Below are 12,628 nucleotides of genomic sequence, written 5' to 3' on the forward strand. Positions count from 1 at the left end.
ACCCATTTTAGAACTACTTACTTAAGAGCCATTGCTCATAGGTTCATTAAAATTAAAGATCCCCTAGGAGTCTTCGCAACTATGTTTCGTAATCTATCTTAGAACTATTTACGTAAGTGTGTGAGCAGTTACGTTCATCAATCGTTCAAACTCCCTCAGGCGTCGCTCAACTACGTTCTATTACCCATTTTAGAACTACTTACCTAAGAGCTATTGCTCATAGGTTCATTAAAATTAAAGCTCTCCTAGGAGTCTTCGCAACTATGTTTCGTAATCTATCTTAGAACTATTTACGTAAGTGTGTGAGCATGCAACTATGTACTATTATTCATTTTACATTTTTCTAAATGGCTAATTTCCAATTTCGAAGATGGATTTAAATTTATTATTGAAGTATGTTATTTTTGAAGTAAGGGTTTACAATTGATATTTAGTTTGAATTTTTAGAAAATTTATTGAATCACCATTATGAGATTGCTATAATTTAATATACTATTATTAACTTAGAATGATTTAGGAGGCTTTCATCATGTCAGAAAAAGTAAAATTTGAACAACGCGACGCGCTTAAAGAAAAACCAGAAGGTAATTTAGGATTCGGTCAATACTTCACAGATTACATGTTAAGTTTTGATTATGATGCAGATCAAGGTTGGCATGATTTAAAAATTGTTCCTTATGCACCATTTGAAGTTTCACCAGCTGCACAAGGTCTTCATTATGGACAAGCTGTATTTGAAGGTTTAAAAGCATATAAACATAAAGGTGAAGTTGTATTATTTAGACCAGATCAAAACTTCAAACGTATTAATGATTCATTAGCACGTCTAGAGATGCCTAAAGTAGATGAGGAATTATTACTAGAAGGTTTAAAACAATTAGTAGACGTTGAACGCGATTGGGTTCCTGAAGGCGAAGGACAATCATTATATATTCGTCCATTTGTATTTGCCACTGAAGGTATCTTAGGTGTAAGAGCATCTCATCAATATAAATTATTAATCATTTTATCTCCATCAGGTGCTTATTACGGCGGAGACACTTTAAAAACAACTAAAATTTACGTTGAAGATGAATATGTTCGTGCCGTACGTGGTGGCGTAGGATTTGCTAAAGTAGCAGGTAACTATGCAGCAAGTTTACTAGCACAAACAAATGCTAATAATTTAGGCTATGACCAAGTGCTATGGTTAGACGGTGTAGAACAAAAATATGTTGAAGAAGTTGGTAGTATGAACATTTTCTTCGTTGAAAATGGAAAATTAGTTACACCTGCTTTAAATGGTAGTATCTTACCAGGTATTACACGTAAATCAATCATTGAATTGGCGAAAGAGTTAGGCTATGAAGTTGAAGAACGTAAAGTATCAATCGATGAGTTATTTGAAGCATACGACAAAGGTGAATTGACTGAAGTATTCGGATCAGGTACAGCTGCCGTGATTTCACCAGTAGGTACTTTAAAATATGAAGATAGAGAAATCGTCATCAACAATAACGAACCTGGCGAAATTACTAAAAAATTATATGACACATACACTGGCATCCAAAGTGGTAAATTAGAAGATACGCATGGTTGGCGTGTAGTTGTCCCAGAATATAAATAAAGTATGTTTATTGCGCTAGAAATCTCAAGTAATTGAGGTTTCTAGCTTTTTATTTTATTCAATTGTGATGGTTTGAGCTTATGCTTTTTGAATGATATCTAAAATAAGCGACTAGATAATTGAATACTTTGACCTTATGGACTTAAATATTTGGAACTTAAAGATTTGATTATTTAAATTTTAATGTATTACTTGTTCAATTTTTACCATTATCTTTCTCAATTTTCATATCTATAAAGAAAAAAACGATAATTATAACTAAGAAAAGAGAATAGAAAATGGTCTTACCATATGGAATATGAAAAAATGCGATGAAAATAATTGAGAATATGTTCAATAATACCAAACTAATCGTTAAGGCTATTTGATATTTTTTCATTATCAATCTCTCCTTTAGCATCATTAAGAAAATGTTTTTAAATGGAGATCGTTATAAATTTGGTAGATCTCGAAACAGTAATTAGCTATTTCCCATCTAAACGCCGACTAATATAGCCTAATACAGCACCAATAATAACTAATACTAAAATATATATTAAATTTGATAATTGATTATCTAAAGTAAGCATTGGCTGAACATAAAACGTAGCAACAATTAGTATTATTAAAAATATAACACCTGCAATTATTCTGTATTTCATCACAGACACCCCTACATTTTTAAGTCATTTTAAAAATTTCCCACATTTTAATTATGCAGCTTTTTAATAAATTTTAAAAACTCAAAGTATATATAGCTATTTATCATCATGTTTTTTCTGTTTAGGTGCGTAGTGATCGATTATAAATTGAAAAATGAAAATGTATGTCCAAAAAAGTATAATTCCCCAAATATTTGTAAGAATATGAATATCTGTTATCCACATAAAAATACAAAGTAATATGATTGATCCAAAATATATAATATTTAGAATTAATCTCAATTTAGATTTTGACATATATTATGCAACCTTTCATGAAAATCTCAACTATTGAATTTCAACCATTCAAAAAAGATATGGCATATATTAATAAATACTGTATGAGAAAGTTTGATTTATTAAATCATTTAGTTACTTAAATATTTAGCGAAAAAAGGCATTTCTTATCTTTAGGCATATATTTTATCTTATGATCACTAATGATTTTAACATTGTTTATAAATATAAAAATAACATAAAATATTAAAAACATGAATTAAACATTTTTATATAATCAGTTTTATTTATAGTTTCTTTAATTCATCTATGTTTAAAGTACAGACATGTTGGAGGGATTAATATTATATTTTAAGCATGGTGTTATTCAAATTAAAGATCATACTTTTATATATAACGTATTATGTATAATATTGGTATCAAAAAAGGATACTTAAATATATGATAAGTAAGAAGGTGTATCACGTGGAATACAAACCATTAAAAAAGCTCTTTCATATGTATGGTTGGGATAATGTGGAAACAGAATATAATATGCGGTTAAATAGTTATTCAAGTTATGTTACCGACTTTGCCATTCATCCAATTCAGGACGAGAAACAACAAAGAGGCATAGAGTATCCTCTATTCTTTGTTCTAAATCGATCATTAGGTATTAATCTTGAAAAGGTCTTGAAAAACTCAGATAGAATTAAGCAACTTTCCTCAGCTTTGCCTAAAGTCGCGAATGAAGCATATATTAAACATTTATTAATCAATGAACTCCAGAGTACAAATGAAATTGAAAATATAAAAAGTACAAAAAAAGAGATTGCTGCGTCACTGAACAAAACAAAAGGTGAGAATAAGCGTTTTGATGGATTAGTAAATCAATATATTATGATTGAAAATGATGACGTTGAAATCAATACAATCACAGATATACGTCATATTTTTGATTCAATTGTTGCTTGTGAAATTCTAGAAAAAGATTTACCAGATGGAAATTTGTTTAGAAAAAATTCTATCGGTGTCTACGACAATTCTAAAAGTAAATGGGTTCATAGAAATGAATTTAATGAACCAGAAATTTATGAATATCTAACCATTTTATTAAGTTTTATTAAAGATTATGAAGCACCCAGTATTTATAAAATATTAGCTAGTCATTATATGTTTGAGTACATACACCCTTTTTACGATGGAAATGGAAGAGTAGGAAGATATATTTTAGCCAAATTACTTAATGATAACTTGGATTCGTTTACAGCACTCACTTTTTCATACGTCGTAAATCATAATAAAAATAAATATTATAAAGCATTTCAAGAAGCATCTGATTATTTTAATAAAGGTGAAATAACAAATTTTATTGATGATATGATGCAATTACTTATTGAAGGACAAAATAATATTATAGAAACGTTTGAAAATAATACAGACATCATTACAAGACTTACTCAGTCTCTTAATGAACAAGCATTAAATAAATATGATTTAAATGTTCTTTTTATATTACTTCAAGACAAAATATTTGGAAGTAAATACTCTAGAATGAGTATTAAAGAAGTAAAAAACATAGTTGGCTACTCAAGAAATAAAGTTAATGAAGTCATAAACAAATATGAAAACAAATTAATTAAGTTAAAAAGAAATCCTGTTGTTTACGAGGTGAAAGACAGTTACGTACAAGAATTACTGACAATGCATCACACTACAAACCAAATATATAAGCAGACAAATACGCATCATTAATAGGCAATTACGCAATAAACGCCAAATTTATCCTCAGGTATTTACAATAAAAGTATAATTTAAATATTAATGAAGGAGTGGAATCCAATGACAGACGTATTCGGTTTCATTAAAAAAGCGATTGACTTTATTAGTAGTATTTTAGTACATGGCGAACCTAAATAATTATTTTCAAAATTATCATCACCCCGAGAGTTAGATTGAAATCTAATTTTCGGGGTGAACTTTATATAACCATATTAATTAAAAACATGATAATTTTTATTCTTTTTGAAAATACGTAATTGATTCAACTTCATTGCAAATTGTTGATATAACATGATACATCCAAAGCCCCAAGATAAACGTCTAACAGATACATATACTAAATAATGGGAAATTGGAATTGTAAATCGTTCTATTAAGTCTAAAATGAAAATCTGTATTACAATAGAAGGATTAAAGTTACGAATTATAGGAGTGTTATGTAAATGGAATGGATATTATTTGATAAAGACGGGACGTTAATTGAGTTTGACAAGAGTTGGGAGAAAATCGGCATAAGATTAGTAGATAGTCTTTTAGATGAATACCCAGTCGCCGATAAAGAAGTTGCGCATCGACAATTGGGTATTCTCGATGATGCAATTGTTCCTGATTCTGTGATGGGTTCAGGCTCGCTAGATGAAATGATTAAAGCTTTCAATAATGTTGTTGGTCAAGATGTCTCAACTTGGACACGTAATACGAGCCAGGAACTTGTTGATACGCGTGTTCCTGAGAATAACTGGATTGATGGTGTATACGATATGATTCAATCATTGAGAAAAGACGGCTATAAAATTGGTATTGTTACAAGTGATTCTAGAAAAGGCGTCTTGCAGTTTTTAGAAGATACAAATTCAAAAGATGCATTTGACTTAGTGATTTCAACAGAAACACATGCTGCTGAAAAGCCCAATCCGGCAGTACTTAATCCATTGTTTGACCACTATGACGTGAAACCTAAAGATGTAGTGATTGTTGGTGATACGAATAATGATATGAAGACAAAGGTAAATGCTGAATTAGGTTTAGCTATTGGTGTACTGAGTGGTATTGCTAAAAAAGAAGAGTTAGTCGACGCTGATGTGATTATAGATACAGCGGTAAGTGTGCCCGAAGTCTTAAAACAATTTAGTGAAAATAAATAAGGTTATAAAAAAACGCTACACAAGGATTCCAATATTGTGTAGCGTTTTTAGATATTATCGATTATCTACGTTACGGTACGTATTAATGACATGTGCGATTTTATCAATAATTGGATCTAATGAGTCAGGATTTTCGTGAATATCATATTCATTGATATTTACACGTACTACTGGACAAGCATTAAAGTTATTAATCCAATCTTCATAGCGTTTAAATAATTTTTGCCAATATTCTGGGTCTGTATTAATTTCCATATCACGACCACGTGCTTTGATACGTTCAATGACTTCATCATAATCACATTCAAGATAAATTAATACATCGGGTTTAGGGAAGTAGGGTGTCATTACCATAGCATTGAACAACTCAGAATAGGTTTTGAAATCATCTTTATTCATAGTGCCTTGTTCTTCATGCATTTTCGCGAAAATATCTACATCTTCATAAATAGAACGATCTTGTATAAATCCACCACCATATTCAAACATACGCTTTTGTTCTTTAAAGCGTTCCGCTAAAAAGTAGATTTGTAAGTGAAAGCTCCAACGTTCAAAGTCATCATAAAATTTATCGAGATAAGGATTATGATCAACATTTTCAAAAGAAGTTTTAAAATTCAGTTTGTCGGCTAACGCTTGTGTCAATGTTGATTTACCAACACCAACTGTACCAGCAATAGTGATAATTGCATTTTGAGGTACTTTGTAATTATTCATTTTTAATTGCTCCTATCATAGGTCTTATTTTTTCTAAAATGGATTGATAATCTGAATCGTTATTGACAAAATCAATATCACTTGTATTAATTAAGACAACATTCGCACCTTCACACTTCATCGCATTATAAAATGTTAAATAATCTTCTTTTAAATTCAATAAATAGTTATCTTCGATATGATGCTCGAAACTACGGTTACGTTTAGCGATTCTTTGTTTCAAAACATTCAAATCTGCATCTAAAAAAATAATCATGTTAGGCATTTCAAGATCTTCTGTTAAAATATCGAAAATGCGGTCAAATTTATCAAATTCATGATGACTTAAAGTGTTACGGGCAAATATTTTATTTTTATAAATATGATAATCGCTAACAACGCCTTGTGTCATTTTTGCGATATCTTTCGCTTGTTTGTATCGATTACAAAGGAAGAACATTTCAGTTTGAAAACTCCATTTAGAGATATCATCGTAAAAATCAGACAAAAATGGATTTTCATCAATTATTTCTTTTTCTTCATAGTAATTTAATGACTGACTAAGCATATGAGCTAGGGAGGATTTACCTACACCAATAGGGCCCTCAATTGCGATAAATGGTTTGTTCATAATCACATCTCCAAATGTTAAAATAGACAATGAGTATTGTATCATAAGTGAGGTATAACACACATGGCAAATGATGAATATTACATGAAATTAGCGATTGAAGAAGCTAAAAAAGCGCAAAATATTGGAGAAGTACCAATAGGTGCAATTATTGTTAAAAATGATGAAGTTATAGCACGATCACATAATTTAAGAGAAACTGCACAGCTTCCGACTGCACATGCAGAACATATAGCGATTGAACGAGCGTCTAATACCATTGGAAGTTGGCGTTTAGAAGGTTGCACCTTATATGTAACGTTGGAACCCTGTGTCATGTGTGCAGGTGCTATCGTGATGAGCAGAATTCCTAAAGTGGTTTACGGTGCTTCTGACCCTAAAGGTGGATGTGGTGGTAGCTTGATGAATTTACTAGTAGAGTCACGCTTTAATCATAGAGCTGAAGTGGTTAGTGGTGTATGTGAACAAGAATGTGGAGATCTATTACGTAACTTCTTTCGAGAATTACGATTAAAGAAGTCTAAAACGAACAAGTAAGCGTACAAATTGTTTTATATTTGTTAAAATAATACACGTGAATATGGTGTCAAAATTGAGGTTTAAAAACTTTCAGATGATACTTTTTCAAAATAAATAGCGTTTAATTAAGATAATGAAACGAGGTAACTGTATGATTAAATTAATAGCAACAGATATGGATGGCACATTGTTAAATGCTGCACATGAAATTTCACAAGAAAATGTTGATGCGATTAAATTTGCACAATCACAAGGAATAACAGTTGCCATTGCGACAGGTCGTGCATTCTATGAAGCGAACACACCTGTAGCTGAAACAGATTTAAGTGTGCCATACATTTGTTTAAATGGTGCAGAAGTACGTGATGAATCGTTTAATATTATGAGTACCTCTAACTTAAATCATGAATTAGTGGAACGCATAAAATCCATCTTGAACCATGAAGATGTATACTATCAAATTTACACTAATAGAGGGATTTACACAGAAGATCCTACTAAAGATTTAGATATATATTTAGATATTGCTAAACAAGCAGGACAAGAAGCGGATGTTGAAAAGATTAAAAACGGCATTCAAAAGCGTATAGATAATGGGACGTTGAAAGTTGTAGATAGTTATGAGGAAATTGAAAATATTCCAGGCGAACTAATTATGAAAGTCCTTGCCTTTAACCCGGATTTAGAGAAAATAAACAAGATAGGGGCAGAACTCTCAGCAATTTCAAGTTTAGCTATCTCATCTTCATCACGTGGTAACCTTGAAATTACCCACTCTGATGCTCAAAAAGGAATAGCGTTAGCGTCTATTGCAGATCAATTAAATATTGATTTAAAAGACGTTATGGCATTAGGTGACAATTTAAATGATGTGTCAATGTTAGAACGTGTAGGTTATCCGGTGGCAGTAGAAAATGCAATGCCTGAAGTAAAAGCCGTTGCTAAATATGTCACAGATACTAACGAAAATAATGGTGTAGGTAAAGCCATTATGAAACTATTACAAGAAGAAAATAATTAATATTAAGAGGTGTTTAGAAGAAATGAAAGGACTTATTATTGTTGGTAGTGCAAAAGTAGGCTCACATACGAATGCGCTTGCTAAATATTTAGTGGGTCAATTTGATACACATGATTTAGATGTTGATATATTTGATTTAGCAGAAAGACCTTTAAATCAGTTAGACTTTTCAGGAACAACCCATTCAACAGAAGAAATTAAAGCAAATGCAAAAGACTTTCAAACTAAAGTTATGGAAGCAGACTTCTTAGTACTTGGCACACCTAATTATCATGGTTCTTACTCTGGCATTCTTAAAAATGCATTAGATCATATCAATATGGATTACGTTAAAATGAAACCAGTAGGGCTAATTGGCAATAGTGGTGGTATTGTTAGTTCAGAACCACTATCACATTTACGTGTCATTGTTCGCAGTTTACTAGGTATCGCGGTACCGACACAAATTGCTACACACGATTCAGATTACAGTAAACTTGAAGATGGTACATTGTATCTTGATGATGACCAATTTCAGTTGCGCGCAAAATTATTTGTAGACCAAATTGTATCATTTGTGAATAATAGTCCATATGAACATTTAAAATAAAATTTAATTATCTAGAAGTACACATATATAATAGTAGAAACTAGTTTTTAAGAACGATTTTTATCGTTCTTTTTTTTATTGTTTTAAAAAGAATATTTCAGACGATTATATAGATTGCAATACAAAGGATATTTTTTTGAACTTAATTATATGAATTTATATTCATCTTTTAATTGAATTTGATATTAATTTATAATTATATGGTTTTTAAAAGTATATCCATGGTATAGTTTAAATATATTTAATTGCTTTCAATTGTTTGGAGCATAATCTTTTAATTCATTTTTTAAATTTAAGTAATTAAATAAACGGTTAAATTAGGTCAATTTATAATTCTTTTAGGGAGTGGTCTGTTTGAAAAATAAACAAAAAAAGAGATTGGATTTTCTACCGAATAAACAAAATAAATACTCAATTAGAAAATTCACAGTAGGGACAGCATCTATATTAGTAGGGACAGCTTTAATCTTTGGAAGTGCTCATGATGAAGCAAAAGCAGCTGAAAAAGAGCAAGCTTCCACAACTATAGATACGAATGAAGCGCAAGATGTAAAAGCAAAAGGTCATGTACAAACATCCGAGAGTGCTACATTATCACAAGTGAAACCAGAACAAATTGACACTACAAAACAAAATGTAGCAACAGATGCAGATAATAATTCTAATTCCGTATCAAACAATAAAAACTCAAATGAAACTAGTAAACAAGAAAGTGAACATCAATTACCAAAGCGAGAAGTGAGTTCTCAAGAAAACTTAAATGAAAGTGTAGAAGCTACTAAAAATTCAACTTCTACAGAAGAGAATAGCAGTACGCAAACTTCAGATAGGGATATAACTAATGAAGCTAAGTCAGAACAACCTACTGTAGAAACATCTACTACAAACCAAGAATCAAAAAAGTCAACAGGTTTAACTCATAAAGATAATCAATCAAGCATAGAAAGTGACGCTACTCAAATCAATGATGATTCAAACTTGGAAGATAGCCAAGAAGAGAAAGACAACCAAACTTCAAATATTAACTTAAACGAACCAACATCTGTAGAAGATAATAATGATTTTAAGACAGTTAGTGCATCAGGTTTAGATTCATCATTTGAAAATACTGAGACAAAATTAAATAATACTAATGATAATACAGAAAAAGAGAAAGCATTAACAAATTTTGTAGCTGAGAATACTGGTAGTTCAATTGTAGAGGCTAGTGAAAATGTTAACAACCTTAATATTGACTATAATCAAGTTGATAATAAAGCATTACTAAGTGCGCTCATTAAGGCTGACTCTAATAAAAAAGATTCCGAGGCTACATATGCGACAACGAGTGATGTAAATACAACGCGTTCTGTACAACCAAAAAGTAGATTAGCTGTGAATAAATTAGCTGCTGCTAGACAAGGTCAAAATGTAAATGATTTAATTAAGGTCTCAAATCAATATATAGAAGAAGGCCATAACAATGACGGTGTAATTCACGCACATGATGGTGAACCAATAACATATCATTCAGATATTGCTGTTGATGATGCTGTAAATAGTGGAGATACAATGACAATTGATTATGATCCACATACAATCCCGTCAGACTTAACTGATGAATACTTTGTGCCAGATATTGCAGATAGCAATGGTGACATTATCGCAACAGGCACATATGATAATGCAACTAAACGCGCAACATATACATTTACAGATTTTGTTGATACACACTCAAATGTTAAAGGGACGCTATCGTTATCATCGTTTATTGATAAATCAAAAGTGCCAACAAGAAATACTAACATCGATATGACTTTTAAGACTGCTAATACTGCTTATAATCAAAATTTCACAGTTGATTATCAGTATCCTAGAGTCAAAGGGGATTCAAATATCCAAAGTATATTCACTCATCTTGATTTAGATAATCAAACCGTTGAACAAACGGTATATGTCAATCCATTAAGATACACAGCTAAAAATACAGATGTCACAATCAATGGTAATGGACCAAATGGTAGTACAATTATAGATAACAATACTGAGATTAAAATTTATAAAGTGGCATCAAATCAATATCTTCCAGATAGCAATAGAATTTATAATTATTCTCAATATGAAGATGTTACTAATGAATATCCAGTGACTATAAATAATAATAATACGGCTACAATTAATTTTGGAGATATTAATACGCCATATATCATCAAAGTAGTTAGTAAGTATCAACCAGACGCTGAAGGTAATGTAAATGTCGAACAATGGGCGTCTATGGTTACATCTAATAAATATTATGGTACAGATGATACAGCAGAGTATGGTAATAATATAACATTTGCTACAAGTAATGGTAACGGTAATGGTGACGATACAGATAGTGATGCGGATGCTGACGCAGATAGTGATGCCGACGCGGATGCAGATGCCGACGCAGATGCGGATGCCGACGCAGATGCCGATAGCGATGCCGATGCAGATAGTGATGCTGATGCCGACGCAGATGCAGATGCAGATGCAGATAGCGATGCGGATGCGGATAGTGATGCTGATGCTGATGCCGACGCAGATGCTGATGCAGATGCAGATGCGGATAGTGATGCGGATGCGGATGCCGATAGCGATGCCGATGCCGATGCAGATGCGGATGCCGATGCAGATGCGGATGCTGATGCCGATGCAGATGCGTATGCAGATAGTGATGCGGATGCGGATAGTGATGCCGACGCCGATAGCGATGCAGATGCGGATAGTGATGCCGATGCCGATAGCGATGCGGATTCTGATAGCGATGCCGACGCAGATCCAGATAATAGTGAATTACCAGAAACAGGAAACAACGAAGAGAAAAATGGAGTGTTATTCGGAACATTAATTGCAGGTATAGCATCACTAATATTAGGTAGAAAGCGAAATAAAAAGAATAACTAAGAAATAAATGTATGAAATTAACCCGTAGTGTGAAACTGCGGGTTTTTTAAATGCTAATTATGGTAATAATAAGTATGACGCTAGATTTTATAGTAAATGAATACCAAATTTAAATGTTATTAAATAATATAATAAAATTATATAATTTTCTAAAGTTATTTAGCGTGGACAAATTAATGTTTTTTTAAAAATCAGATTTATATATTGTAACAATATACAAAAAGTGATAAGGTTTGTATGAGTATTGTACTCAATAAATTTGGAAAATAGGGGTGTGAGTTATTTGAAGAAAAAGCCGAATAAACGATTAGATTTCTTACCGAATAGATTAAATAAATATTCGATAAGAAAATTCACAGTGGGGACGGCATCAATTTTAGTTGGTGCAACATTAATCTTTGGTGCAGGACATGATGTAGCTAAAGCTGCTGAAACTAATCAAACTGAAAGCGGAGAAAATCAAAGTAATTCAAAAGCATCTGAAGAAGATGCTAGCAATCAATCAAACACATCTCAGAACGCAATTTCACAAGAAAATTCAACGCAAGAAACTAATACTAGTGCAGAACAATCAACTACAAATGAAAACGCTACTGAAGAAGTAAGTCAAGAACAGCCTTCAACAGAAGAGAAGGCAACTGAAGAAAGTACAACAGAACAGCCTTCAACAGAAGAGAAGGCAACTGAAGAAAGTACAACAGAACAACCTTCAACAGAAGAGAAGGCAAGTAAAGAAAGCACAACAGAACAACCTTCAACAGAAGAGAAGGCAAGTAAAGAAAGCACAACAGAACAACCTTCAACAGAAGAGAAGGCAAGTAAAGAAAGCACAA

The 12,628-nt window shown here is 31.8% G+C and carries 12 protein-coding genes; 8 read left to right on the forward strand and 4 right to left on the reverse strand.

All coding sequences use genetic code 11. The features are described 5' to 3' along the window. Positions 1–529: 529 nt before the first annotated feature. Positions 530–1,606, forward strand: coding sequence for a branched-chain amino acid aminotransferase (locus KA858_RS03330; protein WP_210126278.1), 1,077 nt, complete (start codon positions 530–532; stop codon positions 1,604–1,606). Between the two features lie 196 nt (positions 1,607–1,802). Here KA858_RS03330 and KA858_RS03335 read toward each other — a convergent pair whose 3' ends face one another. Then, a complete protein-coding gene (locus tag KA858_RS03335; RefSeq protein ID WP_245336091.1) occupies positions 1,803–1,985 on the reverse strand; it encodes a hypothetical protein in 183 nt (60 codons plus the stop codon). Between the two features lie 85 nt (positions 1,986–2,070). Beyond that, entirely contained in the window at positions 2,071–2,247 is a 177-nt protein-coding gene (locus tag KA858_RS03340) for a hypothetical protein (RefSeq protein ID WP_154392029.1), read from the reverse strand. A 741-nt stretch (positions 2,248–2,988) separates the two neighbouring features. Between KA858_RS03340 and KA858_RS03345 the strand changes: the two genes are divergently transcribed. Continuing rightward, positions 2,989–4,257: a Fic family protein gene (locus KA858_RS03345; RefSeq protein ID WP_210126277.1), complete on the forward strand. Its 1,269-nt coding sequence runs from the start codon at positions 2,989–2,991 to the stop codon at positions 4,255–4,257. 470 nt (positions 4,258–4,727) lie between these two features. After that, positions 4,728–5,429, forward strand: a complete 702-nt coding sequence (locus KA858_RS03350) for an HAD family hydrolase (RefSeq protein ID WP_210126276.1) — start codon at positions 4,728–4,730, stop codon at positions 5,427–5,429. 54 nt (positions 5,430–5,483) lie between these two features. Here the strand turns inward: KA858_RS03350 and KA858_RS03355 are convergent, their stop codons facing one another. Further along, a complete protein-coding gene (locus KA858_RS03355; protein ID WP_210126275.1) occupies positions 5,484–6,146 on the reverse strand; it encodes a deoxynucleoside kinase in 663 nt (220 codons plus the stop codon). Then, on the reverse strand, positions 6,139–6,756 hold the full coding sequence (locus KA858_RS03360; protein WP_210126274.1) for a deoxynucleoside kinase: 618 nt from the start codon (positions 6,754–6,756) through the stop codon (positions 6,139–6,141). Before KA858_RS03360 ends, KA858_RS03355 begins: the two co-directional genes overlap by 8 nt. Positions 6,757–6,819: 63 nt before the next feature. Between KA858_RS03360 and tadA the strand changes: the two genes are divergently transcribed. From tadA to KA858_RS03385, 5 genes are all read left to right on the forward strand, one after another. Further along, a complete protein-coding gene (tadA, locus tag KA858_RS03365; protein ID WP_210126273.1) occupies positions 6,820–7,293 on the forward strand; it encodes a tRNA adenosine(34) deaminase TadA in 474 nt (157 codons plus the stop codon). A 133-nt stretch (positions 7,294–7,426) separates the two neighbouring features. Then, on the forward strand, positions 7,427–8,296 hold the full coding sequence (locus KA858_RS03370; RefSeq protein ID WP_210126272.1) for a Cof-type HAD-IIB family hydrolase: 870 nt from the start codon (positions 7,427–7,429) through the stop codon (positions 8,294–8,296). A gap of 22 nt (positions 8,297–8,318) precedes the next feature. Next, positions 8,319–8,885 carry an NADPH-dependent FMN reductase gene (locus KA858_RS03375; protein WP_053031100.1) on the forward strand — a complete coding sequence of 189 codons (567 nt, stop codon included), beginning with the start codon at positions 8,319–8,321 and terminating at the stop codon, positions 8,883–8,885. Between the two features lie 354 nt (positions 8,886–9,239). Next, a complete protein-coding gene (locus KA858_RS03380; protein ID WP_210135016.1) occupies positions 9,240–11,795 on the forward strand; it encodes a fibrinogen-binding adhesin SdrG C-terminal domain-containing protein in 2,556 nt (851 codons plus the stop codon). A 283-nt stretch (positions 11,796–12,078) separates the two neighbouring features. Then, a partial coding sequence (locus KA858_RS03385) for a YSIRK-type signal peptide-containing protein (RefSeq protein WP_245342022.1) occupies positions 12,079–12,628 on the forward strand: 550 nt, incomplete at its 3' end.

Origin of the sequence: Staphylococcus sp. GDX8P80P, from assembly GCF_017893095.1 — a bacterium.
GTDB lineage: Bacteria > Bacillota > Bacilli > Staphylococcales > Staphylococcaceae > Staphylococcus > Staphylococcus borealis.

Bases quoted from the DNA above. Each gene is read 5' to 3' on its own strand.
- KA858_RS03335 (WP_245336091.1), bottom strand. From the start codon at position 1,985: ATGAAAAAATATCAAATAGCCTTAACGATTAGTTTGGTATTATTGAAC.
- KA858_RS03370 (WP_210126272.1), top strand. From the start codon at position 7,427: ATGATTAAATTAATAGCAACAGATATGGATGGCACATTGTTAAATGCT.
- KA858_RS03355 (WP_210126275.1), bottom strand. From the start codon at position 6,146: ATGAATAATTACAAAGTACCTCAAAATGCAATTATCACTATTGCTGGT.
- KA858_RS03375 (WP_053031100.1), top strand. From the start codon at position 8,319: ATGAAAGGACTTATTATTGTTGGTAGTGCAAAAGTAGGCTCACATACG.
- KA858_RS03330 (WP_210126278.1), top strand. From the start codon at position 530: ATGTCAGAAAAAGTAAAATTTGAACAACGCGACGCGCTTAAAGAAAAA.
- KA858_RS03350 (WP_210126276.1), top strand. From the start codon at position 4,728: ATGGAATGGATATTATTTGATAAAGACGGGACGTTAATTGAGTTTGAC.
- tadA (WP_210126273.1), top strand. From the start codon at position 6,820: ATGGCAAATGATGAATATTACATGAAATTAGCGATTGAAGAAGCTAAA.
- KA858_RS03340 (WP_154392029.1), bottom strand. From the start codon at position 2,247: ATGAAATACAGAATAATTGCAGGTGTTATATTTTTAATAATACTAATT.
- KA858_RS03360 (WP_210126274.1), bottom strand. From the start codon at position 6,756: ATGAACAAACCATTTATCGCAATTGAGGGCCCTATTGGTGTAGGTAAA.